Genomic DNA, 23,754 nt, shown 5'->3' with positions numbered 1-23,754 from the left:
ACGATTTCCTCTTGTATGCGGCGATAACTGAGCACATTGTCCAGTGAATCAACTCACTGTTGCACAAATTGGCCACGCCAATCGACAGTTGACCCATGAACGATGTCTTTCCGGTTCACGGCATGGACGCGGTGGTCTTCGCGGTCGGCAACGCGAAGCAGGCCGCCCACTACTACTCGACCGCCTTCGGGATGCGCCTGGTGGCCTACCGGGGGCCGGAGACGGGCAGCCGCGACGAGGTGGCGTACGTCCTCGTGTCGGGCTCGGCCCGGTTCGAGCTGCGCGGAACCGTGCGGGCGGGTACGCCGCTCGCACGCCACGTGGCCGAGCACGGCGACGGCGTCATCGACCTCGCGCTGGACGTGCCGGACGTGGAGACGGCCTACCGGCACGCGCTGGAGCAGGGGGCCCGGGGGCTGGAGGAGCCCCACGTGGTCGAGGACGACCACGGCAAGATCGTGGTCGCCGCCATCGCGGCCTACGGCGAGACCCGGCACACGCTGATCGACAGGTCCAACTACACCGGCCCCTACCTGCCGGGATACGTCGCGGCCGAGCCCATCGTCGCGCCGCCAGCGGTGAAGAACGGCCGGCTCTTCCAGGCGGTCGACCACTGCGTCGGCAACGTCGAGCGCATGGAGGAATGGGTGGAGTTCTATGAGAAGGTCATGGGCTTCACCAAGATGGCGGAGTTCATCGGCGACGACATCGCCACCGAATACTCGGCGCTCATGTCCAAGGTCGTCGCGGACGGCACCCGCAAGGTCAAGTTCCCGCTGAACGAGCCCGCCGAGGGCAAGAAGAAGTCCCAGATCGAGGAGTTCCTGGAGTTCTACGGCGGCCCGGGCGTGCAGCACATCGCGCTGGCCACCAACGACATCGTCACGACGGTCGACGCCATGCGCGAGGCGGGAGTCGAGTTCCTCGACACGCCCGACTCCTACTACGACGACCCGGAGCTGCGCTCCCGCATCGGCGAGGTCCGCGTGCCGGTCGAGGAGCTGAAGAAGCGCCGCATCCTCGTGGACCGCGACGAGGACGGCTATCTTCTGCAGATCTTCACCAAGCCGGTGGTTGACCGGCCCACCGTCTTCTTCGAGCTCATCGAGCGTCACGGGTCCCTCGGCTTCGGCAAGGGCAACTTCAAGGCGCTCTTCGAGGCCATCGAGCGCGAGCAGGAACGCCGCGGCACCCTCTGACGCACCCTTTGCGCTTGCCCGGCTTTGACCGAAGGGCGGCGGGGTGACCATTCAGCCATGGGACCACCGCCGCCTCCGGGAAACCCGTACGAGGAACCGAGGATCCCCTGGACGCCCCCGCCCTTCGGGCAGACGGCGCCGCGGCTCGCCGGCCGCTGGCGCCGCCTGTTCGCCGGAATCGTGGACGCCGTGCTCGTCGGGCTCGTCACCTCGCCGGTCACCTGGGACAACTGGAGGGTCGTGTACGACAGCACGGCGGGGGCGGTGGCGCGGATCCCGGTCGGCAACGGCCTTTTCGTCGGGGTGATCGGGTTCCTCTACTACTGGCTGCTCCAGTCGTTCTGGAACGGCCAGACGGTGGGCAAGAGGCTGTTCGGCATGCGCGTCGTGCGGGAGACCGGGGATCCGGCCGGGCCCGGGCCGATCGCGGTGCGGCAGGCGGTGGAGATCGTGCTGGGCTGGCTGTGCTGCCTCGGACTGGTGAACCTCGCGTGGATCCTGTTCGACCGCAGGAAGCAGGCCCTGCACGACAAGGCGGCCCGGACGCTCGTCGTGGACGCCTGAGACCCGTCACTCAGGCGCCACTGGACCCTCGACGACCCCTGCGAGCAGGGAAAACATCCGGAGTCACTACCCGGACCACAGCGTGGCCTCGCGTAGAGTTGCCAGACATATGTCCACGCATCGTCTTCCTCCGTTGCCAGTGCCGACCACCACGCCGACCGGCGTGCGGGCCGGCCGATCGGTCTCCGCCCTGATCTGTGCCGTGGCCGTGGGCGCCGTCACGGCCTGCGCGCCGTCCGAGGGCGCGGTCGCGCCGTCCCAGGCGGCCGTCGCTCCGGCGTCCCAGGCGGCGGTCGCCCCGGCGTCGCCGGGTGCGGGCGCGTCGAGGGGCACCACGGGCGCCCCGGGGATCGGCGACCCGGACTTCCCCAGCGACGGCAACGGCGGCTACGACGTCCAGCACTACGACCTGCGCCTGTCGTACGACCCGTCGTCCAGGAACCTCGCGGGCAGCGCCACGATCCAGGCGAAGGCCTCACAGGACCTGACGTCGTTCGACCTGGACCTGCACGGGCTCACGGTGAGCCGGGTGACGGTGGACGGCGCGGCGGCCTCGTTCAGCCGCAGCAAGGACGAGCTCGTGATCGAGCCGGCCCGGCGGATCTCGAACGGCGACCCGTTCGCGGTCACGGTCGACTACTCGGGCGTGCCCCAGCCGATGCGCGACTCCGCCAACCTCGGCCAGTACGGCTTCATCCCCACCTCGGACGGGGCGTTCGTCACGTGTGAGCCGAACGGCGCGAAGACCTGGTTCCCGTCGAACGACCACCCCTCCGACAAGGCGACCTACGACTTCCGAATCACCGTTCCCGAGGGGCTGACCGCGATCGCCAACGGCGAGATGGCCGGGACGCCGCAGACCAAGGCGGGCAAGACGACCTTCGTCTGGCAGGAGAAGCACCCGATGGCGAGCTACCTCGCCACGATGACGACCGGGAAGTTCCAGGTCCGCACCGGCAAGAGCGACAAGGGCCTGCCGATCTACGTCGCCGTCGCCGACTCCTTCCGCGGCTCGCTCGACCCGCTCTTCACGGAGACGGGGAAGATCACCGACTACTGGTCCACCGTGTTCGGGCCTTACCCCTTCTCCTCCACGGGCGGCGTGATCGACGACTACGCGGCGGGGTACGCGCTGGAGAACCAGACGAAGCCCATCTACGGCGGCTTCTCCCCCGAGCCCGCGATCATCGCGCACGAGCTCGCGCACCAGTGGTTCGGCGACAGCCTGAGCATCGGGCGCTGGCGGGACCTGTGGCTGAACGAGGGCTTCGCGACGTACGCCGAATGGCTGTGGGCGGAGCACACCGGCAAGTACACGGCCGATTCGGCGTTCCGGCGCTACTACGCGAACGCGGCGGACCCGATGTGGGCCTACCCCCCGGGCACGGCCCGCTCCGACGACCTGTTCAGCGCCGCCGTCTACACCCGCGGCGCGATGACGCTGCACGCCCTGCGCCGGGAGATCGGCGACGAGAAGTTCTTCCCGCTGATCAGGGCGTGGACCGACGCCCACAGGTATGGCAACGTCACGACACCGGAGTTCATCGCGCTGGCCGAGCGCGTCTCGGGCAAGAACCTCAAGGGGCTGTTCGACGCCTGGCTGTTCCAGCCGAAGCGTCCCGCCACGATCACCTGACCGCCCCGATCACCTGGCCGCCCCGATCACCTGACCGCGGCGATCACCTGACCGGCCGCCGTCCGGCTCAGGAGAACAGCAGCTTGTAGCCGTCCCGCCGCAGCGCGCTCAGCACCTCGTCGCAGTGCGCGGGGCCGCGGGTCTCCAGCTGCAGCAGGACCTCGGCCTCCTCCAGGTGCAGCCGGGAGCCGAACCGCTCGTGCACCACGTCGAGCACGTTGGCCCCGAGGTCCGCCAGCCGGGCCAGCAGCGCGGCCAGCGCCCCGGGACGGTCGGTCAGCCGGATGCGGAAGGCGAGGTAGCGGCCCGCCGCCGCCAGGCCGTGCCGCAGCACCCTGGCCAGCAGCAGCGGGTCGATGTTGCCGCCCGACAGCACGACGACCACCGGCGGCTCGAACGCGTGCGGCTGGTCGAGCAGCGCCGCGACCCCCGCCACTCCGGCCGGCTCCACCAGCAGCTTCGAGCGTTCGAGGCACAGCAGCAGGGCCCGCGACAGCGACTCCTCCGAGACCGTCACGACGCTGTCCACCAGGTAGTGGATCAGCTCGAACGGCAGGTCGCCCGGCCGCCCGACCGCGATGCCGTCCGCCATCGTGGACGTGGGCTCGACCATGACCGGCCGGCCGGCCGCCAGCGAGTCGGGGTAGGCCGCGGCCCGCTCGGCCTGCACGCCCACCACCTTGATCCCCGGGCGCTGGGACTTCACCGCGAGCGCGACCCCCGCCGCGAGACCGCCGCCGCCGATGGGCAGCACGATCGTGGCCGTGCCGGGAAGCTGCTCCAGGATCTCCAGGCCGACCGTGCCCTGCCCGGCGACCACGTCGGGGTGGTCGAACGGGTGGATGAACACCGCGCCGGTCCGGTCCGCGTGTTCCCTGGCCGCCCGCAGGGCCTCGTCGACGGTGTGCCCCGCGAAGACCACGTCCGCGCCGTACGCCCGGGTGGCCTCCACCTTCGGCAGCGGCGCGCCCTCGGGCATGTAGACGGTCGACTTGGCTCCGACCAGCGACGAGCCCAGCGCCACGCCCTGCGCGTGGTTGCCCGCGCTGGCCGCGACCACGCCCCTGGCCCGCTCCTCCTCGTTCAGGCGGGCGATCCGCACGTACGCCCCGCGGATCTTGAACGACCCGGCCCGCTGGAGGTTCTCGCACTTCAGGTGAACCGAGCCGCCGACGATCTCGGACAGCACCCGTGAGTGCAGGACGGGCGTCAGCGCCGCCACTTCCGACAGCAACTCGCGCGCGGCGACGACGTCGTCGTACGTCACCTGTGGGACAGCCATGTGCCAATCATCACAGGTTCCGGGGAGCGACACGCCTTCAGAGGCCGGGCGACCAGTATCCGTCTCCGGCGATCACGAGGGCGGCGGCGCCGACGAGACCGGCGTCCTGGCCGAGCTCGGCGGGCACCACCCGCACCCGCCCGGCGAACCCCATCCGGGTGTGCTCCCGCAACGCCTCCTCCAGGGGCCCGAACAGCAGGTCGCCCGCTTGGCTGAGCCCGCCGCCGACGGTCACGAGGTCGAGGTCGCACAGGTTGACGGCCGAGGCGATCGCCACGCCCAGGGCGCGCCCGGCCCTGGCCATCGCGGCCAGCGCGATCGGGTCACCCGCCGCGGCGTCGGCGGCCAGCCTGCGCGCTGTGGCCGTCCCCTCCTCCTGGTAGAGCTCCCCCGAAGTGCCGGCCTCGCCCGGAGACCAGCCCTGGGCGAGCGCCCAGGCGGCGAGGCCGGGGCCGCGGGCGATCGCCTCCAGGCAGCCGTTGCCGCCGCAACCGCACGGCGGGCCCTCGGGATCGACCACCACGTGGCCGATGTGACCCGCGTTGCCCGTCCCGCCGTCGATGAGCCTGCCGCCGAGGATCAGCCCGCCGCCGACCCCGGTCGACACGACCATCCCGAGCATGGCCGCGCTCCCCCGCCCGGCGCCGCGCCAGTGTTCGGCGACGGCCAGGCAGATCGCGTCGTTGTGGATGCGGACCGGGACTTCGGGGAAGCGCGCTGCCAGCCTCCCGCGCAACGGGAAACCGCGCCAGCCGCCCATGTTGAGCGGCGAGACCTCCCCCTCCGGCCAGGTCATCGGGCCGCCGCAGCCGATGCCCACGCCGGCGAGGGCATCGGGCACGTCCAGCCGGTCGAGCAGGCCGGTCAGCGTCTCCCACAAAGTCTCCGCGTCGCCGCCCTGCGGGGTGGCGACCCGCTCGGCCGCCACCACCTGCCCGTCCGGCTCCACCAGGCCCGCCGCGAACTTCGTGCCGCCGATGTCGACGGCCAGAGCGAGGTCGCTCACGCACCCGCTCCCGTACCGGTGGACAGCCCCGTGCCGCTGGAGAATCCCGTGCCGCTGGAGAAGACGAGCAGCGACGCGGTGAAGCCGTGGACGTGATTGTGCCCGCTGACCGGCCCGACCTCGCCCGCGGCGAAGAAGCCCGCCACCCCGATCGGCCCCAGCGTCTCGCGCACGGCGAGCGCGTCGTGGTCGGCCGAGCCGAACATGCCCGAGCCCCGGCCGTTGCAGGAGAACAGCAGGGCCCCCTCGACCCGGCCGGAGTGCTGCTGCAGGTGGGCGTCGAGCAGTTCGTAGAGGTCCTCGTCGGCGGTCTCGGCATCCCTGACCTGGAACCGCACCGTCCTGCCGATCTCGATCACGTCGCCGACGGCCACCGCCTCGCGTTCGGGATCGATGCCGATGACCCCCCGGATCAGGAAGTCGCCGCGCTCGTGGCGCTCGGCGTACTCGTCCATGGCGATGCCGATCTGTAAGCCGGCGGCGACCAGGTCGCGGTCCTCCTCGTCGAGGGCGCTGACGATGTCCTCCAGGCGGGCGAGGGCGGGCTGACCGGCGAGTTCCAGCAACACGTTGTCCTCGGCCCGGGTGACGACCATGGACGGCCCGATCGGCCGGCAGCCCTGGCTGACGACGGTGCCGATGTTCACCGAACCACCGATGATCACTCCGATCGCGCCGGAGTCGTGGACCTCTCCGTTGGCGAACAGCCGTACGGAACCACGGCCCTGGAGCCCGTTGGCCAGGCCGCCGACGATCGGCAGGCTGCCCAGCACCTCGTGCGAGTGCTCGATGAACGCGTCGGTGGGAAAGCTGTAGGGGTCGGCGAGCAGGATCGCCGCCCGGTCGTCGGGGACGCGTTCGGGCAGCCCCACGACCACGAATTTGTCCTCCGTGCGTAGCGTCTCCAGGGCGAAGGTGTCGATCCTGGCGCCGCCGAGGGATGCCGCCCACGCGCTCACGGCCGGCGTGAGCTCCACGCCCTGGCCGTGCCCGATGACGCCGGTCGCGCTGCAGCCGATCACGTCGGCTCCGGACGCGACCGACATCGCCCGCTGGCCCGCCCTGGCCACGTCGTCGGGATCGTCCCCGCATATGAAGAAGCACACCAGGTCCGGCGGACCCGACAGGCCGGCCAACGCCTGGCGTACGGCCGTCTCGGCCGCTTCCACCAGGTTCGCGCCCACGGCGAGACCGTCGGCGAAGCGGCTCGTCATTACCGCCATCGTCTCGCCCTCTCTTCCTGCCGACTGTTTCCCTGGGCCGATTCTCCCCACTGAACGGAGGTCAACGCACGGGCCGCCCGTCCAATTGGGTCGGGCGTCCGGCAAACCGGGCTGCCGGATCATCTGACGGAGACGTAGGCTCGACTCCGTGCACAAATCGCCCACGCCTGCCCCCAGCACTCTGCGTGAACTGCGCGAGAGTGGACACCGATACCGTACGGTCAAGGCCGAGATCAGGGAGAACCTCCTGGCCCGGCTGCGGGCCGGCGAGACCCGGTTCCCCGGCATCGTCGGCTTCGACGACACCGTCCTGCCGCACCTGGAGAGGGCGCTGATCGCGGGTCACGACCTCGTGCTCCTCGGCGAGCGCGGTCAGGGCAAGACCCGCCTGATCCGCACCGTCACCGGCCTGCTCGACGAGTGGTCTCCCGTGGTCAAGGGCTGTGAGATCAACGACCACCCGTACGCGCCGGTCTGCGTGCGGTGCCGGCGGCTGGCCGCCGCGCACGGCGACGACCTGCCGGTCGCGTGGAAGCACCGCGAGGACCGGTACGGCGAGAAGCTGGCCACCCCCGACACCTCGGTCGGCGACCTCATCGGCGACGTCGACCCCATCAAGATCGCCGAGGGCCGCACGCTCGGCGACCCGGAGACGGTCCACTACGGCCTGGTCCCCCGGACCAACCGGGGCGTCTTCTCCGTCAACGAGCTGCCCGACCTGGCCGAGCGCATCCAGGTGGCGCTGCTCAACGTGCTGGAGGAGCGCGACATCCAGGTCCGCGGCTACAACCTGCGGCTCCCCCTCGACATCCTGCTGATCGCCAGCGCCAACCCCGAGGACTACACCAACCGCGGCCGGATCATCACCCCGCTGAAGGACCGCTTCGGCGCGGAGATCCGCACGCACTACCCCCGCGCGGTCGAGGACGAGCTGGTCCTGATCCGCCAGGAGGCCGACCTCGGCGCTCTCGGCGCGGACCTGCCCGACCACCTGGTGGAAGTGATCGCCCGGTTCACCCGCCTGGTCCGCGAGTCCACCGCCGTCGACTCCCGCTCGGGCGTGTCGGCCCGCTTCTCGATCGCCGCCGCCGAGACCGCCGCCGCCTCCGCCGTACGGCGGGCCGCGCTGACCGGGGAGGAACGGCCCGTCACGCGGGTGTGCGACCTGCCCGGCGTGGTCCACACGCTGCGCGGCAAGGTCGAGTTCGAGGTCAGCGAGGAGGGGCGGGAGGTCGACGTGCTCTCCCACCTGCTGCGCCGCGCGACGGCCGAGACCTTCCGCGCCTCGCTCGGCGGCGCCGACCTCGCGCCGCTGCTCGACAGGTTCGGCGAGGGCGCGCAGGTCGAGTCGGGCGAGCTGGTGCCGGCCCACGAGCTGCTGCGCAGGATCGGCCGTGTCGAGGGCCTGTCGAAGATCATGGCGCGGCTCGGCATGGGCGAGGGCGACGAGTCGCCCGGCCACGCCGCCGCGGCGCTGGAGTTCACGCTGGAGGGGCTCTACCTGATGCGCAGGCTGTCCAAGGACGAGACCGACGGCGCGACGGTGTACCGCACGTGAGCTACTTCTACCGGGAGTACCACGACGGGCCGGATCCGCTGGCTCCGCCCTACGACGTGCGCTCGGCGCTGGACGAGATGGGCGACGCCATCCTGTCCGGCTCGACGCCGCTCGACGCGCTGCGCGACCTGCTGCGGCGAGGACTCCCCGGCGCTCCCGACCGCCGCGGCCTGGACGACCTGCTCCGCCAGGTACGGCGGCGCCGCCGCGACCTGCGGGAGAACACCAGGCTCGACGGCACGCTGGAGCGCGCCCGCGCCCTGCTCGACAAGGCGATCGGCCAGGAGCGGGCCGAATTGTTCCCCGATCCCTCGGACGAAGCACGCTTCCGCGAGTCCGCGCTCGACGCGCTGCCCTCGGACACGTCCAGGGCCGTCCAGGAGTTGGCCGACTACGACTGGCGGTCGGCCGCCGCGCGGCAGACGTTCGAGGAACTGCGCGACCTGCTGCGCCGGGAGGTCCTCGACAGCCAGTTCCGCGGCATGCGCGACGCGCTGGCCAACCCCGACCCGGCCGCCATGGAGCGGGTCCGGCAGATGATGTCGGATCTCAACGACATGCTGGACCGGGACGCCCGGGGTGAGCACACCCAGGATGATTTCGACCGGTTCATGCAGAAATACGGGGACATGTTCCCCGAGAACCCGCGGAACCTCGACGAGCTGGTCGACCAGCTCGCCCGCCGCGCCGCCGCCGCGCAGCGGCTGCTCGCCTCGCTCACCCCGGAGCAGCGCGAGGAGCTGGCCGGGCTGATCAACCACACGCTGGAGCAGGCCGGCCTGACCGAGCAGATGCGGCGGCTCGGCGACGCCCTCTACGCCCGCCGCCCCGACCTCGCCTGGGGCGCCCCCGAGCGGGTGTCCGGCGAGCAGCCGATGGGCATGGGCGACGCCGTGACGGCCCTGCAGGAGCTGGCCGACCTCGGCGACCTGGAGACCGCGCTGCGCCAGGACTACCCCGGCGCCCGGCTCGACGACATCGACGAGGCCGCCATCCGGCGGGCGCTCGGCCGCTCGGCCGTGGACGACCTGGAGGCCCTGCGGCAGGTCGAGCGCGAACTGGAGGCCCAGGGCTACCTGCGCCGCAACCGCGGCAAGCTGGAGCTCACCCCCAAGGCCGTACGCCGGCTCGGGGAGACCGCCCTGCGCCGGGTCTTCGCCTCTCTCGACTCGGGCCGCCGCGGCGACCACGACCAGCGCGACGCGGGCACGGCCGGAGAGCCGACCGGATCGACCCGTCCGTGGCGCTTCGGCGACGAGCAGCCCATCGACGTCGTCCGTACGGTCGTCAACGGCGTACGCCGGGGCGGCGGCGCTCCCGTGAGCCTGTCGGTGGACGACTTCGAGGTCGTGGAGACCGAGCGGCGCTCGGCGGCGGCCGTCTGCCTGCTGGTCGACCTGTCCTACTCGATGGCCCTGCGCGGCACCTGGGCGGCGGCCAAGCAGACCGCGCTCGCCCTCCAGGCGCTGGTCGCCTCGAAGTTCCCGCAGGACGCGGTGCAGATCATCGGGTTCTCGAACTACGCGCGGGTGCTGCGGCCCGACGAACTGGCCGGGCTCGAATGGGACATGGTCCAGGGCACCAACCTGCACCACGCCCTGCTGATCGCGGGCCGTCACCTCGACCGGCACCCGGACTTCGAGCCGGTGGTCCTGGTCGTGACCGACGGCGAGCCGACGGCGCACCTGATGCGCAACGGCGTGCCGCGCTTCGAGTGGCCGCCGTCCCAGGAGACGCTGACGCTCACGCTCGCCGAGGTCGACAAGATGACCCGGCGACGCGCGACGATCAACGTCTTCATGCTGGCCGCCGACGACCGGCTGCGGGAGTTCGTGGACGAGGTCGCACGGCGCAACGGCGGCCGCGTCTTCTCCGCCAGCGCCGACCGCCTCGGCGAGTACGTCGTCAGCGACTTCCTGCGCGCCCGCCGCACCCGCTGACGAAGACCGAGCCGCGGTCGCGGCCTTGTCGGACGCCACAGGGCGGTTCGCCGCCCGAGATGCGGGCAAGCTAGGCACATTGGCGCGATTCGGGGGGCGCGTCCCGACGCCGCAGGACGGAGACCGGAAGTGCTCCGGGCAGCGGGCGCGAGCGGGGAGACGGGCGTCCGTGGCTCCGGGAGACCGATACCGGGAGATCGATAATCGATTGCCGACCGGGTTGCAATCGGCGGACGATAGACAGGCATCCCCTGTTCGCGCTGGTCGTTCCACATGCCGGTGGAAGGAGCGCTCCCATGTTCGCAGCGGTCGGCCTCGTCGTCCTCATGGTCCTCACCACGGTGCTGTTCGAGATGGCGGTCCACAACCGCCCCCGCCGCCGGAAGTAGTTCCTCGACGCTCCGGCGTCCGACGCGCCCGCGGCGAGCGCGTCCGGGCGACTGCGGGCCGATCAGCCAGGCGATAGCCTCTGCCCATGTCGCCTCTCGACCATTTCCTGCTGTGGCTGCACATAGGGTTCGCGATCTTCGCGCTCGGTCCGCTCACGGCGGTCACGAGCGTCACACCGCGCTACATCCGGGCCAGGGAGGTCGCCGTGCTGCGGTATCTGCACCGCGCGACCCGGCTGTTCGGCCTGCTCACGATCGGGGTCTTCCTGTTCGGCCTGCTGCTGGGCCGCAGCGCGCTCGGCGCGCCGTACCTGTCGGTGTCGATGACACTGTTCGTCGTGGCGGCCGTCCTGCTGGTGATCGTCGAGCGCGACCAGCGTACGGCCATCGCCGCGCTGTCCAGCGAGTCGCCGGAGGACGACGCCAAGGTGCAGACCGGGCGGATCGCCGCGCTGGGCGGCATCAGCGCCCTGATCTGGCTCGTCATCCTCTTGCTGATGGTCTTCTTCAACCCCTGAGAAAGATTCCCGCTTTTCCCTGAATGTCCGGTAGAACGTCTTTGGCCGAAAACGGGGGAAAGAGGAGCGGGTGCACCTTACGACGCAACGCCGGGCGGCGTGGGCGCTGGTCGCCCTCGCCGTCGGGGCCTTCACCTACGTCACCGCCGAGGTCCTCCCCATCGGGCTGCTCACGGTCATGGCGGCCGACCTGGACCGGTCGCCGTCCGAGACGGGCCTGCTCGTGACGGGGTACGCCGCGGTCGTGGTGCTGGCGTCGCTGCCGCTCACCCGGCTGACCCGGCGGGTGCCGAGGCGCAGGTTGCTCACCGCCACGCTCGGCGTGTTCGTCGCGGGGATGCTGCTGACCGCCGTGGCGCCGAACTATCCGGTGCTGCTGGGCGCACGGCTGCTGGTCGCGGCCACCCAGGCGCTGTTCTGGTCGGTCGCGACCCCGGCCGCGGCGGCGATGTTCCCCCCGGAGGTCCGGGGCCGCGCGATCGCCCGGATGTCGATCGGCAGTTCCCTCGGGCCCGTCCTCGGCGTCCCGGTGGGCACCTGGCTCGGCCAGCAGGTCGGCTGGCGGACCGCGTTCGCCCTGGCCGCCGCCGTCGGCCTGATCACGTGCGTCACCGTGGCGACGCTGATGCCGCGCGTCGGCTCCGGCGGCCACGAGCCCGGACGCGGCGCGACCCCGGACGCCCGCCGCTACGCGCTGCTCATCGTCGCCACCGTGATCGGTGTGGGCGGCTACCTCACCGCGTACACCTACATCACGCCGTTCCTATTGGACTTCGGAGGCTTCGCCCCGGCCGCGCTCAGCCCGCTGCTCCTCGCGTCCGGGATCTCCGGCGTCGCGGGGACGATCGTGGTCGGCCGGCTGCTCGACAGCCGGCCGAGGACGGCCCTCGTCGGGCCGCTGGCCCTCATCACGTGCGCGCTGCTCACCCTCTACTTCTTCGGCGCCCTGCACCCGGTGGCGGTGGTGGCCCTCTGCGTGACCGGCATGTCGTTCAGCGCGCTGGCGGCGGCCATCGCGAGCCGCGCGCTACAGGTGGCCCCGGGCAGCACCGACATCGCCTCGGCCGGCAGCGGCTCGGCCTTCAACGTCGGCATCGCGGGCGGGTCGCTGCTGGGCGGCGCGCTCATCGACCACTCGGGCGTCCGCAGCGTGACCGTGGCGGGCGCCGTCCTGACCGCCGCGGCGCTCGCCGCCCTGCTGTGCGAACGGTGGGTGGCTCCCGCCCGTGCCTCCGCGCCGGAGCAAGCGGCCCCGGCGCGGAGCGCCCCCTAGAGAGCGGCGCGGAGCGCCCCCTAGAGAGCAGCGCGGAGCGCCCGCTAGAGAGCGGAGCGGAGCGCCCGCTAGAGAGCAGCGCGGAGCGGAAGCTGGAGAGCGGAGCGGCGCCGGAGAGTCGTCAGCCGAGAGCCTCGGAGAGGTCGGCGAGCAGGTCGTCGACGGTCTCGATGCCGACCGACAGCCGGACCAGGTCGGCGGGGACCTCCAGCGGCGACCCGGCGGCCGACGCGTGGGTCATCCGGCCGGGGTGCTCGATCAGCGACTCGACGCCGCCGAGCGACTCCCCGAGCGTGAACAGCTTGGCGCGGTTGCAGACCTCGACGGCCGCCTCCTCGCCTCCCTCGACGCGGAACGACACCATCCCGCCGAAGCGCCGCATCTGCTTGGCCGCGACCTCGTGGCCCGGGTGCTCGGGCAGGCCCGGGTAGAGGACCTGGACGACCTTCGGGTGCGACAGCAGCAGGTCGACCACGCGCTCGGCGTTGTCGCAGTGCCGGTCCATGCGCACGCCCAGCGTCTTGAGGCCGCGCAGCGTGAGCCAGGAGTCGAACGGCCCGGCCACCGCGCCCATCGCGTTCTGGTGGTAGGCCAGCCGCTCGCCGAGGTCCGCCGACCGGGTCACCAGCGCCCCGCCAACCACGTCGGAGTGGCCGCCGACGTACTTGGTCGTCGAGTGGACCACCACGTCCGCGCCCAGGCTGAGCGGCTGCTGCAAGTAGGGCGAGGCGAAGGTGTTGTCCACCACGAGCACCGCGCCCCCGTCGTGGGCGACCGCCGCCAGCGCGGCGATGTCCGCCACGTTCAGCAGGGGGTTCGTGGGCGTCTCCACCCAGATCGCCTTCGTGTTCGGCCGTATGGCGGCGCGCACCGCGTCCAGGTCGCCGAGCGGCACCGGGTCGAAGGAGACCCCCCACGGCTCCAGCACCCGGGAGAACAGCCGGTAGGTCCCGCCGTACGCGTCGTCGGGGATCACCACGTGGTCGCCGGGCTTGCAGACGGACCGCAGCAGCGTGTCCTCGGCGGCCAGGCCCGACGCGAAGGCCAGCCCGCGCACGCCCCCCTCGACGGCGGCCAGCGCCTCCTCAAGGGCGGTCCTGGTCGGGTTGGCCGACCGGCTGTACTCGTATCCCGCCCGCAGGCCGCCCACGCCGTCCTGCTTGTAGGTGGACACCGCGTATATGGGCGGCACGACCGCACCCGTGTGGGGGTCCGCCTCCTGACCCGCGTGGATGGCGAGCGTCTCGAAACCTTGGTTCATGGGGTCGAGCGTAGCCGCCCGGCCCGCCTGGTCCCGGCGGGCGCGTCAGCGGCCGGCTCGGTGTCGGCTGGGTGTCGGCTCGGTGTCGGCTCGATGGTCGGCTCAGTGGTCGGCTCAGTGGTTGGCGAGGAAGGCCAGCAGGTCCTGACGGGTGACCATGCCCACCGGCTTGCCGTCGTCCAGGACCACGGCGGCGTCGGCCTTCTCCAGCGCCTCGACCGCCCGGGCCACCGGCTCGCCGGACCCGATCATGGGCAGCGGCGCGGACATGTGGCCGCCGATCTCGTCCTCGGACCGCACCCGGCCACGGTAGAGGCCCTCAAGCAGGTCGCGCTCCACGATCGAGCCGATGACCTCGGCCGCCATGACGGGCGGCTCCTCCTTCATGACCGGAAGCTGGGAGACGTTGTACTCCCGCATGATCGAGATCGCGGTGCCGACCGACTCGTGCGGGTGGACGTGGACGAACTCGGGCAGTCCGGGCGTCTTGCGTCCCAGCACATCGCCGACCAGGCCCTCCTCGCTCGACGTGGTGAGGAAGCCGTAGTCGGCCATCCACTCGTCGTTGAAGATCTTCGACAGGTAGCCACGGCCGCCGTCCGGCAGCAGCACGACCACGACGTCGTCCGGCCCGGCCGCCTGGGCCACCCGTACGGCCGCCACCACCGCCATGCCGCACGAGCCGCCGACGAGCAGCGCCTCCTCGCGGGCGAGCCTGCGGGTCATGCCGAACGAGTCCTTGTCGGAGACCGCGATGATCTCGTCACAGATCGTGGTGTCGTACGTCGCGGGCCAGATGTCCTCGCCCACGCCCTCCACCAGGTATGGACGGCCGGTGCCCCCGGAGTAGACGGAACCGACGGGGTCGGCGCCGATGACCTTCACCCGGCCGCCGGAGACCTCCTTGAGGTACTTGCCGGTCCCGCTGATCGTCCCGCCGGTGCCGATGCCGGCGACGAAGTGCGTGATCCTGCCCTCGGTCTGCTCCCAGATCTCCGGCCCGGTGGAGTGGTAGTGGCTCGCCGGGTTCTCGGGGTTGGAGTACTGGTCGGGCTTCCAGGCGTTCGGGATGTCGCGGGCCAGCCGGTCCGACACCGAGTAGTACGAGTCGGGGTGGTCCGGCGAGACGGCGGTCGGGCAGACGACGACCTCCGCGCCGTACGCCCGGAGCACGTTGATCTTGTCCTGGGCGACCTTGTCCGGGCAGACGAACAGGCAGCGGTAGCCCTTCTCCTGCGCCACGATGGCCAGGCCCACGCCGGTGTTGCCGGAGGTCGGCTCGACGATCGTGCCGCCGGGCTTGAGCTCGCCGCTCCGCTCGGCCGCCTCGATCATCCGCACCGCGATGCGGTCCTTCACAGAGCCGCCGGGGTTGAAGTACTCCACCTTGGCCAGGACCTGGGCGGGCGCGCCCGCCGTGACCTTGCGCAGCCGGACGAGCGGGGTGTCGCCCATCAGCTCCACCAGCGAGTCGTGTACGCGCACCGCGATGACCACCTTGTTTGCCGAAGCTTGTCAGCCTGCCGTCAGCCGGGATTCCGATAGGGGTGGCCGGAACTCGGCTAGTTTCTTACTTCAAACCGTACCGTGAGCGTGAGGAGGGCGGGTGATCTGGACGTCCGGCGCGGTGCGCGCCGCGCGGCGCATCGCCACCGCCGCAGCCCTGGGCGGAGGCGGGCTCACGGCCCTGGGAGCGGTCACGTACGGCCTGCTGATGGCCGAGGCCATGGTGGCCCGGCGCATCGTGGGGCAGCCGCACGGCCTCGACGGCCCGCAGGCCGACGGCGTGTACGGCGCCTACCCCGGGGAGCCGATCCGGATGGCCGTCCTCGGCGACTCGACCTCCGTCGGCCTCGGCATGACCCACCCCGAGGACACCCCGGCCGTCCGCGTCGCGTACGGGCTCGCGGCGGTGGCGGAGCGTCCGGTGCGCCTCACCGTGGTCGGCCAGTCGGGCGCGGCGTCGGTGGACCTCGGCGTCCAGGTGGACCGCGCGCTGGAGGACCGGCCGGAGATCGCGGTCGTCTTCGTGGGGGCCAACGACGTGACCACGGCCACCCTGCCCGCCCGGGCCGTACGGCACCTGCAGAAGGCGGTGCGCCGGCTGCGCGAGGCGGGCGCGGAGGTGGTCGTGGGGACCTGCCCCGACCTGGGCACCGTGCGCCCGATCGCGCAGCCGCTCCGGTGGGTCACCCGGCGCTGGTCGCGGCAGCTCGCCGCGGCCCAGACGGTCGCCGTCGTCGAGGCGGGCGGCCGCACCGTGGCGTTCGCCGACCTGCTCGGACCCGAATTCGACGCGAACCCGGCCGAGATGTTCGGACCTGATCGTTTTCATCCATCTGCCCGAGGTTACCTACAAGCCGCGTACGCAGTGCTACCGTCTGTATGCGCCGCGTTGGGGTTGTGGCCCGAGCCGGAACCCGTGCGCGTCGAAGGATCGCAATACCTCTTGGCCGCAATGGCCGTGGAGGAACCCGGCACCGAGGTCACCGCGACCCGTGTCGCCGGCCGGGCGGTCGGCCCCCACGGACGGTGGGCGGCGCTGCTCCGCCGGAGACCCGGGCCGCTTCCGAACGCCTAGAGCCGGTTACCTCCTGCGGCCGGGCCATCACCCCCTGTAGGAGCGAAATGATCCGGCCCCAGCTGAACCACGTGAAACCCGCTCTGGCGCTCGCCGCGACCGCCCTGCTGACCGGGGGCGCCCTCACCGGCTGCTCCGGCGGCGACGAGGCCGCCAAGGACTACCCGGCCTGGCAGAACACGCAGGTGAACGCGGTCAGCCGGGCCACCACGGGAGGCGGCGTCGCGGCCACCACCTCCATGCGGCCCGACGGCTCCCTGGAGACCGTCGCCCTCGACCTCGCCTCCGGCCGCCGGCTGTGGGCACACCCCGCGACGATGGTGGGGCGGCTTCCCGGCATGGGGGTGCAGGCTCCGGCGACCGTGGAGACCGGCGGCGGGCAGGCCGTGGTGGTCGCGCTCGACCCCGCCGCCGCCGGCCGCAAGGGCGCCACGCTGGTCGCCAGGGACGCCCGCACCGGGCAGCAGAAGTGGATCAGGCCCGTGCGGTCCACCTTCGGGCCGCAACGCTGCGGGCCGTACGTCTGTGTCTCCGAGGACACCGCGCTCTCGTCCGCCCGCGTCGTGGTCCTCGATCCGCGCGACGGTGCCGTGAAATGGCGCCTCGCCGGCATCGCGGAGGTCGAGTGGTCCGACGCGTCCAAGGTCGTCATGCTCAGGCTCGCCTCCCACCCGGTGCTGGAGGCCCGCGCGCTCAAGGACGGCAAGACCGTCTGGCAGCTGCCGATCGAGCAGGCCCTCGGCCCCGACGTCGACCTCAGCGGGGGCTGGGCCTTCGGCGCGACGGGCGACAAGATCATCGGGTACGTCGCCCCGTACACCAACCCAGAGACCAAGGAGACCTCGACGTTCGGCCTGTTCTCCGCGCGTCTCTCCGACGGCGCCGTCGACTGGATGCGGCCGTCCGTCGTCCGCGTCTACCCCAGCGGCAACCCCGCGTACGCGCCGGTCGTCCGGCCGGTCGACGAGCAGGGCCAGTATGGCGGGTTCGCCCGGCTCGACGCCGAGACCGGACGGGTCCTGGGGCAGATCACGCCTACCCAGGTCCCCGGGTCGGGCTGGTGGCTGGCCTTCCCGCCCGAGATGAACAAGCTCGGCTTCCTCAAGCGCGACGCGCCCGGCTCGGTCTTCGACCTCAGCACCGGCGAGCCGACCCCGGTGAGCGGCGCGAGCGGATGGTCGTTCTGCGTGACCGACCCCAAGCCGCTGCCGCTGCACGGCATGATCCCCGGGTTCTACTCGATCGCGGCGTTGTGCGAGTTCGACCTGGCCACGGGCAAGCGCAAGGACTCCTCCTCCGCGCCGCCCTCCTGGTTCACGGGCAGCCAGAACGGCTGGCGCCTGTGGCGCGACGAGAAGGGCGGCCTCCACGCCGTCAACGACGGCACCGCCACCGCCCCCGGCATGTACGGCTGAGCCGCCGACGGACAGGCGCCGCGCACGCGACCTTCGCGGACGGCCGGCCACGACCGCAGACCCGCGGTCGTGGCCGGCCGTCGTCGTACGACCCCCGCATTCGGCGTACGGTCCCGCCATTCGGCGGCGGCAGCCCCCGTAAGGGCAGGGCTCCACCGCGATCGACGCCTTCCGCACGTGTCTGACCAGCCGCGCAGGTCTCTTGACGGTGTCGCGAGGCGATGGCCATACTCTCGGAACAAAACTCAACTCGACTCAACTCAAGTTTTGGGAGCGGCATGACCATGCGTCAGATCATCGCCACCATTCCGAGCTGGTCTCCCCTGTATCCGCTGGGGATCCACGAGTTCCGGGACACCAAGAACGTCACCCTGCTCTGCCGTACCCGCCCCGGGCTGGTCGGCGAACTGCTGCCCTACCCGCTGACCGGCGGGGGCGACTACCTGCGGGTGAAGTGGTCACGCGTCGGCAAGGTCGTCGACCGCACCGACCTGTACAACATGGAGTTCATCCTCCCGTGCTCCTGGAACGGAGAAGCGGGTTCGCACGTGCCGTTGGAGTACATCGCCGACGACATGGGCCTGTGCGTGGGCCGCGAGGTGTTCGCCTGGCCCAAGAAGGGCGGCGAGATCGTCTGGGAGGAGGACGGAGAGGGCCGCATTCATCTCGAGTGCCGCAGGGGCGGGCACACCCTGATCACCACCGACTTCACGCCCGGCGACCCGGGCGCCGTCGAGTGGCCGGCCGGGGGACCCACCTTCCAGGTGCGGCACCTGACCACTCCTCACGAGGACGTGCCGGTCACCGCCGAGACGATCCGGTTGGAGTTCCCCGGCCGGACGCTTCGCCCGCCGGTCTTCGGTGCTGCGACCCTGGAGTTGCACGACGGCCCCGGTGATCCGCTGGAGTTCCTCGGGCCACTGGAGGTCGTGGCCGCCCGGATCGACTTCACCGATTTCGACTTCGGCCCCGGCGTCGTCGTCGATCAGTCCGAGATCTCCCGTTAGGGCTCTCTCCACCCCTCCCCCTCTCGATCCTTGGAGGATTGCGCATGAGAGAGCCGTCCACAGCGACGACGCTCGATGAGATGCCCCTACGCCCGTTCCACCTGCGGATCGCGGCGGTCGTCGGCGGCGGCATGTTCATCGACGGCTACATCCTCGGCATCGTCATCTTCGCCTTCCCGTCCATCCCCGAGGCGTTCGGCATGACGTCGGTCTGGGACGGCCTGGTCTCGGCCGCACCGCTGATCGGCCTCTTCACGGGCGGCCTCGTGTTCGGCCGGCTGACCGACCGGTTCGGCCGCAGGGACCTGTTCCGGCTGCATCTGCTCGCCATGGTGGTCGTCTCCGCCCTCCAGGTGCTGACCTCCGCGCCGTGGCAGCTCTTCGTCATCCGGCTGGTGCTGGGCCTGGCGATCGGCGGCGACTACGCGATCGGTCCGGGGCTGCTCGCCGAGTTCACCCCGCGCAAGCTGCGCACGTCGGTGATGAGCTCGCTCGGCGTGCTCTGGGCGCTCGGCTACCTCGTCTCCACCGTCGTCGGCTACTACGTCGTCGAACTCGGCGGCGACAACGCCTGGAAGTGGGCGCTCGCCACCAGCGCCGTGCCGTCCCTGATCGTCATGATCATGCGGACCGGCTCACCCGAGTCGCCGCGCTGGCTGATCAGCAAGGGCCGGGCCGCCGAGGCACGCCGGATCGTGGACAGGTGGCTCGGTCCCGAGGTCGTCCTGGACGGCCTGGCCGAGGCGCCGCAGGCCGCCGCTTCCTGGCGCAGGCTCTTCGCCCCGGACATGTGGCGCAGGACCGCGGTGGCCGGCCTGTTCTGGATGGCCCTGGCGATCCCGAACTTCTCGCTGTTCATCTTCCTGCCCGACGTGTTGTCCGCGCTCCACGTCAAGGACGAGTTCGTCGGCACGGTGCTGCCTTCGGCGTTCGCCCTGGTGGGCACGGTCGTCGGCATCTTCCTACTGCCGCGCATGGGCCGGCGGACCGCGCTGATCGGGTTCATGGCCGTGCTCACCGTGATCAGCCTCTGGATCGGTCTGGTGCCGGGCAGTCCGTGGATCACGGTGGCGCTGTTCGTCCTGTTCGGCATGCTGCTCGCGCTGGTCGGCAACCTCGAGTTCATCTACCCGAGCGAGCTGTTCCCGACGGAGCTGCGCGCCTCCGGGCTCGGCATCGCCTCCGCCGTCAGCCGGATCGGCGCCGCCGTCGGCACCTTCCTGCTGCCCATCGGCCTGGAGTCCATGGGGGTGGTCGGCGTCATGGTGGCCACCGCACTCGTCCTGGCGTTCGGCATCGTGGTCACCGCCGCCTGGGCCCCCGAGACCAACGGTCTGGCACTCGACGGCCCGGCGGCCTCATCCCCGCGGGCGAACAGCCCGGCGCCCCCTGCCGCCGACCACCCGGCCTGAGCCGGACCGCGGGCCCGCCACACCCGCCGTACCGGCACGGTCTCCTCTCACCGACCGGCTTGGCTCCCTCACACCGACCTGCCCTCTCACCGACCGGCCCTCTTGAGGACCGGACAGACAAGGAAACGACACCCATGCGGGAGAACTACAACCCCCTCGACTTCTGGCAGCGCCTGGACTACGCCCCGGCGGCGGAGCCGTACTCCGCGCCGGAGCTGAGCACCGTGACCGTCTACTGCCGGGGCGACGCCGACCAGTTGGAGCGGATGCTGCGGCCGACCCCGTTCGTGCTCGCCGACGACCGCTTCGTGGTCACCGTCGCCGACTTCTCCAGCGCCTCCAACGGCGGCTTCATGGATTGCGGCGTCATCGTCCCGGTCCGCTACGGCGACCTCGTCGGCGGCTTCTACCTGGCCGAGTACGAGAACCACTCGTGGAGCGTGGCGGCGGGCCGCGAGCTGTGGGGGTATCCGAAGCGCTTCGCGGACATGCGGGTCGACCGCTCGGACGACGCGATCTCCTGCAGGGTGTCGGCGGAGGGCCGCAGTCTGGTCGAGATCGACTGGAAGGCGGCCGACTCCACCGGCACGCCGCCCTGGCACGACGTGGTCGTCTACCCTCACCTGCTGGTCCGCGCCGTGCCGCAGGTGGACGGCCACGGCTTCGCGCTCTTCGACGTTCTCAGCCGCGACACCTCGCGCGACTTCGTCACCCACAGCGAGCGCCGCGGACGGGCCGAGTTGACGCTGGGCGAGGGCCTGGTCGGCGCCGGCGAACGCCTGACGGTCGTCGAGGTGCTCGGGGCGACCCACTCGGTCGGCGACTTCTACTCCACCGAGCGCAACGGCGTCCCCACCGTCGTGGCCAGCCTGGCCTGACCACCCCCGCGACCCCGCTCCGGATCAGGGTCCCGCTCCGGATCGGGGTCGCGGCCGTCCTCCTCCCGCACGAACGTGGCCAGGTAGGCGCGCATGAGGACCTTGGCCTGGGCGAGCATGTCCGGCCGGTCCCGCCCTGGCCCCAGCGCCGTCTGCACCAGGTGGTTGCCGACCATCGTCGCCACCGCGAAGGCGACGTCGGGGGCCTCCAGCTTCCCGCCGGAAGAGGCGACGAGCAGCTTCTGCGAGGAGGCGGTCAGATACTCCTGAAGGCGGCTCTGGACCTTGAGCGCCTGATCGCTCATGTGGTTGCCGTTCCACAGTTCGCGCACCACCGAGTCGCGGTGGAAGCTTTCGAACGCGTCCACCACCGCGTCGTTGGCCGCCTCCCAGGTCGGATACTCGCGGGCGCAGACCGTGTCGATGAGCGCGTAGGCCCGGTCCATGTAGCGGAAGGTCAGCTCCTCCAGCACCGCCTGGACGCTGTGGAAGTACGTGTAGAACGAGCCGGCGTTGACCCCGGACCTCTCGATGAGCAGCGTCGGCGAACTGACGCAGCCGTCGTAGCCGACCTCTTTGAGAAGCGCCTCGGCAGCCGAGATGATCCGCTCGACCTTGTCCCTGCTGCGGGCCTGTCTCGGCGTACGCCGCAGCGCGCTGACCGGCGCTCGGGAACCCACGAGATCTCCTGCCTCCACCGCGGACATGAGCCGTAACCACCCCGAAACCAGTCTCCCACACCGATCTCGCCGTACGAGATCGACGGAAGACGGCAGGGCCGCGGCACTGTGCAGTGGAAACACTGTGCAGTAGTACAAAATTCTGGTGAGTGGGGCCCGGGACGTGGCGGGCGGCGTACCGAGGGGTAACCTCCGGGGAGGAGGCCCCCCGAACCCTGTGTGGAGGGGCACGAGATCAGGCAGGAGAGTCACATGCCCGAGGCAGTCATCGTGGCGACCGCGCGGTCGCCGATCGGCCGCGCCTTCAAGGGGTCACTCAAGGACATCCGCCCGGACGACCTGACCGTGCAGATGGTCCGCGCCGCGCTGGCGAAGGTGCCGCAGCTCGACCCGAACGACGTTGACGACCTGATGCTGGGCTGTGGGCTCCCCGGCGGCGAGCAGGGCCACAACCTGGGACGCGTGGTCGCGGTGATGCTCGGGCTCGACAACGTGCCGGGCACGACCGTGACCCGCTACTGCTCCTCCTCTCTGCAGACGACCCGGATGGCGTTCCACGCCATCAAGGCCGGCGAGGGCGACGTGTTCATCTCGGCGGGTGTCGAGACCGTCTCCCGCTTCGCGAACGGCAGCTCCGACATGCCCCAGGCGCAGAACCCGCTGTTCGGCGAGGCGAAGGCGCGGACGGAGGAGACCGCGAAGGGCGGCGCTCCGGTGTGGCGCGACCCGCGTGAGGACGGCGCGCTGCCGGACGTCTACATCGCCATGGGTCAGACGGCCGAGAACGTCGCGGCCCTGAAGGGCGTCTCGCGGCGCGAGCAGGACGAGTTCGGCGTGCGCTCGCAGAACCTCGCCGAGAAGGCCCTCGCCAACGGCTTCTGGGAGAGCGACATCACCCCGGTGACGCTGCCCGACGGCACCGTCGCCAGCAAGGACGACGGCCCGAGGGCCGGCACGACGTACGAGGCGGTCTCGCAGCTCAAGCCGGTCTTCCGGCCGGACGGCACGGTGACGGCGGGCAACTGCTGCCCGCTGAACGACGGCGCCGCCGCGGTGATCGTCATGAGCGACACCAAGGCCGCCGAGCTCGGCATCACGCCGCTCGCCCGGATCGTGTCGACCGGCGTCACCGGCCTGTCCCCCGAGATCATGGGGCTGGGCCCGATCGAGGCGTCGCGGCAGGCCCTCGCCCGCGCGGGCATGTCGATCGGCGACGTCGACCTGGTCGAGATCAACGAGGCGTTCGCGGCCCAGGTGATCCCCTCCTACCAGGAGCTGGGCATCGACATCGAGCGGCTCAACGTGAACGGAGGCGCGATCGCGGTGGGCCACCCGTTCGGCATGACCGGCGCCCGCATCACCTCCACGCTGGTCAACAGCCTCCGGTTCCACGACAAGTCGATCGGGCTGGAGACGATGTGCGTCGGCGGCGGCCAGGGCATGGCGATGGTGCTGGAGCGGCTGTCCTGATCGACGGAGTTCACGCCGGTCCCGGCCGAGGCCGGGACCGGCGGGGGCTCAGCCGTGGTAGTCGGGGCCCGCGCGCGTGGGCTCGACCCGGATGATCACTCGCCTGTCCCGGATCATCACAGCGCGGTAGTCGTCCCAGTCCGGGTGCTCGCCGCTGATGTCGCGGTAGTACTGCACCAGCTGCTCCATCGCGTCCGGCAGCGAGACGACGTGGGCGATGCCCTCGATCTGCATCCACTGGCCATAGAAGGCGTCGGTCATCACGGTGAGCACGACCTGGGGGTTCTCCCGCAGGTTGCGGGTCTTGACGGCCGTCTCGCGGCTGCTGATCACGATGTAGCCGTCCTTGTCGCAGCCGACGGTCACCGGGGAGGTCTGCGGCCGGCCGTCCGGAAAGCGGGTCAGCATGACCGCTCGGTGGTTGTTCCTGACGAACTCACGCGCCTTGTCGAGATCCATAGA

At 71.4% G+C, this 23,754-nt stretch carries 20 protein-coding genes; 13 read left to right on the top strand and 7 right to left on the bottom strand.

What is annotated here, in order from left to right:
* Positions 1–95 precede the first annotated feature (95 nt).
* From hppD to ACQEVJ_RS04850, 3 genes are all read left to right on the top strand, one after another.
* Positions 96–1,199, top strand: coding sequence for a 4-hydroxyphenylpyruvate dioxygenase (gene hppD / locus ACQEVJ_RS04860; RefSeq protein ID WP_433097580.1), 1,104 nt, complete (start codon positions 96–98; stop codon positions 1,197–1,199).
* Between the two features lie 57 nt (positions 1,200–1,256).
* Positions 1,257–1,763, top strand: a complete 507-nt coding sequence (locus ACQEVJ_RS04855; RefSeq protein ID WP_433097578.1) for an RDD family protein — start codon at positions 1,257–1,259, stop codon at positions 1,761–1,763.
* A gap of 139 nt (positions 1,764–1,902) precedes the next feature.
* Positions 1,903–3,399: a M1 family metallopeptidase gene (locus ACQEVJ_RS04850; protein WP_433112564.1), complete on the top strand. Its 1,497-nt coding sequence runs from the start codon at positions 1,903–1,905 to the stop codon at positions 3,397–3,399.
* Positions 3,400–3,466: 67 nt separating this feature from the next.
* Here the strand turns inward: ACQEVJ_RS04850 and ilvA are convergent, their stop codons facing one another.
* The 3 genes from ilvA to ACQEVJ_RS04835 are packed head-to-tail and all read right to left on the bottom strand — an operon-like array spanning position 3,467 to position 6,901.
* The gene (ilvA, locus tag ACQEVJ_RS04845; RefSeq protein ID WP_433097576.1) at positions 3,467–4,681 is read right to left on the bottom strand and encodes a threonine ammonia-lyase; all 1,215 of its coding nucleotides are present in this window, start codon (positions 4,679–4,681) and stop codon (positions 3,467–3,469) included.
* A 37-nt stretch (positions 4,682–4,718) separates the two neighbouring features.
* Positions 4,719–5,687, bottom strand: a complete 969-nt coding sequence (locus tag ACQEVJ_RS04840; protein ID WP_433097574.1) for an ROK family protein — start codon at positions 5,685–5,687, stop codon at positions 4,719–4,721.
* The gene (locus ACQEVJ_RS04835) at positions 5,684–6,901 is read right to left on the bottom strand and encodes an FIST signal transduction protein (protein ID WP_433097572.1); all 1,218 of its coding nucleotides are present in this window, start codon (positions 6,899–6,901) and stop codon (positions 5,684–5,686) included. Before ACQEVJ_RS04835 ends, ACQEVJ_RS04840 begins: the two co-directional genes overlap by 4 nt.
* A gap of 157 nt (positions 6,902–7,058) precedes the next feature.
* On the opposite strand from ACQEVJ_RS04835, the gene ACQEVJ_RS04830 reads away from it, so the two are divergent.
* From ACQEVJ_RS04830 to ACQEVJ_RS04815, 4 genes are all read left to right on the top strand, one after another.
* Complete coding sequence (locus ACQEVJ_RS04830; protein WP_433097570.1) at positions 7,059–8,468, top strand: sigma 54-interacting transcriptional regulator; 1,410 nt, start codon at positions 7,059–7,061, stop codon at positions 8,466–8,468.
* On the top strand, positions 8,465–10,408 hold the full coding sequence (locus ACQEVJ_RS04825) for a vWA domain-containing protein (RefSeq protein ID WP_433097568.1): 1,944 nt from the start codon (positions 8,465–8,467) through the stop codon (positions 10,406–10,408). The genes ACQEVJ_RS04830 and ACQEVJ_RS04825 overlap by 4 nt, the downstream gene beginning before the upstream one ends.
* A 475-nt stretch (positions 10,409–10,883) precedes the next feature.
* Complete coding sequence (locus tag ACQEVJ_RS04820) at positions 10,884–11,315, top strand: hypothetical protein (protein ID WP_433097566.1); 432 nt, start codon at positions 10,884–10,886, stop codon at positions 11,313–11,315.
* Positions 11,316–11,385: 70 nt separating this feature from the next.
* Positions 11,386–12,588, top strand: a complete 1,203-nt coding sequence (locus tag ACQEVJ_RS04815) for an MFS transporter (RefSeq protein WP_433097564.1) — start codon at positions 11,386–11,388, stop codon at positions 12,586–12,588.
* 121 nt (positions 12,589–12,709) lie between these two features.
* Here ACQEVJ_RS04815 and ACQEVJ_RS04810 read toward each other — a convergent pair whose 3' ends face one another.
* Together ACQEVJ_RS04810 and ACQEVJ_RS04805 are read right to left on the bottom strand one after the other, a co-directional pair.
* Positions 12,710–13,849: a cystathionine gamma-synthase gene (locus ACQEVJ_RS04810; RefSeq protein WP_433097562.1), complete on the bottom strand. Its 1,140-nt coding sequence runs from the start codon at positions 13,847–13,849 to the stop codon at positions 12,710–12,712.
* A gap of 114 nt (positions 13,850–13,963) precedes the next feature.
* The gene (locus ACQEVJ_RS04805) at positions 13,964–15,334 is read right to left on the bottom strand and encodes a cystathionine beta-synthase (protein WP_433097560.1); all 1,371 of its coding nucleotides are present in this window, start codon (positions 15,332–15,334) and stop codon (positions 13,964–13,966) included.
* Between the two features lie 121 nt (positions 15,335–15,455).
* Here ACQEVJ_RS04805 and ACQEVJ_RS04800 point away from each other — a divergent pair, with 121 nt between their 5' ends.
* The 5 genes from ACQEVJ_RS04800 (at position 15,456) to ACQEVJ_RS04780 (ending at position 21,142) form a co-directional block, all read left to right on the top strand.
* Entirely contained in the window at positions 15,456–16,430 is a 975-nt protein-coding gene (locus ACQEVJ_RS04800; protein ID WP_433097558.1) for an SGNH/GDSL hydrolase family protein, read from the top strand.
* Positions 16,431–16,477: 47 nt separating this feature from the next.
* On the top strand, positions 16,478–17,845 hold the full coding sequence (locus ACQEVJ_RS04795) for a PQQ-binding-like beta-propeller repeat protein (protein WP_433097556.1): 1,368 nt from the start codon (positions 16,478–16,480) through the stop codon (positions 17,843–17,845).
* Between the two features lie 278 nt (positions 17,846–18,123).
* A complete protein-coding gene (locus tag ACQEVJ_RS04790) occupies positions 18,124–18,852 on the top strand; it encodes an acetoacetate decarboxylase family protein (RefSeq protein WP_433097554.1) in 729 nt (242 codons plus the stop codon).
* Between the two features lie 44 nt (positions 18,853–18,896).
* Entirely contained in the window at positions 18,897–20,264 is a 1,368-nt protein-coding gene (locus tag ACQEVJ_RS04785; RefSeq protein ID WP_433097552.1) for an MFS transporter, read from the top strand.
* A 134-nt stretch (positions 20,265–20,398) separates the two neighbouring features.
* Positions 20,399–21,142 carry an acetoacetate decarboxylase family protein gene (locus ACQEVJ_RS04780; RefSeq protein ID WP_433097550.1) on the top strand — a complete coding sequence of 248 codons (744 nt, stop codon included), beginning with the start codon at positions 20,399–20,401 and terminating at the stop codon, positions 21,140–21,142.
* Here ACQEVJ_RS04780 and ACQEVJ_RS04775 read toward each other — a convergent pair.
* Positions 21,091–21,822, bottom strand: a complete 732-nt coding sequence (locus ACQEVJ_RS04775; protein WP_433097548.1) for a TetR/AcrR family transcriptional regulator — start codon at positions 21,820–21,822, stop codon at positions 21,091–21,093. The two genes, ACQEVJ_RS04780 and ACQEVJ_RS04775, sit on opposite strands and share 52 nt — an antisense overlap.
* A gap of 252 nt (positions 21,823–22,074) precedes the next feature.
* Between ACQEVJ_RS04775 and ACQEVJ_RS04770 the strand changes: the two genes are divergently transcribed.
* A complete protein-coding gene (locus tag ACQEVJ_RS04770; protein WP_433097546.1) occupies positions 22,075–23,292 on the top strand; it encodes an acetyl-CoA C-acetyltransferase in 1,218 nt (405 codons plus the stop codon).
* Between the two features lie 48 nt (positions 23,293–23,340).
* On the opposite strand, the gene ACQEVJ_RS04765 is transcribed toward ACQEVJ_RS04770, so the two are convergent.
* Positions 23,341–23,751, bottom strand: a complete 411-nt coding sequence (locus ACQEVJ_RS04765) for a PPOX class F420-dependent oxidoreductase (RefSeq protein ID WP_433097544.1) — start codon at positions 23,749–23,751, stop codon at positions 23,341–23,343.
* Positions 23,752–23,754 lie beyond the last annotated feature (3 nt).

This window comes from Microbispora sp. CA-102843, from assembly GCF_050936215.1.
In the GTDB taxonomy this organism is placed as follows: Bacteria; Actinomycetota; Actinomycetes; order Streptosporangiales; family Streptosporangiaceae; genus Microbispora.
The sequence above is the reverse complement of the archived record's forward strand: the minus strand, read 5'-3'. Positions and strand labels throughout refer to the sequence as shown.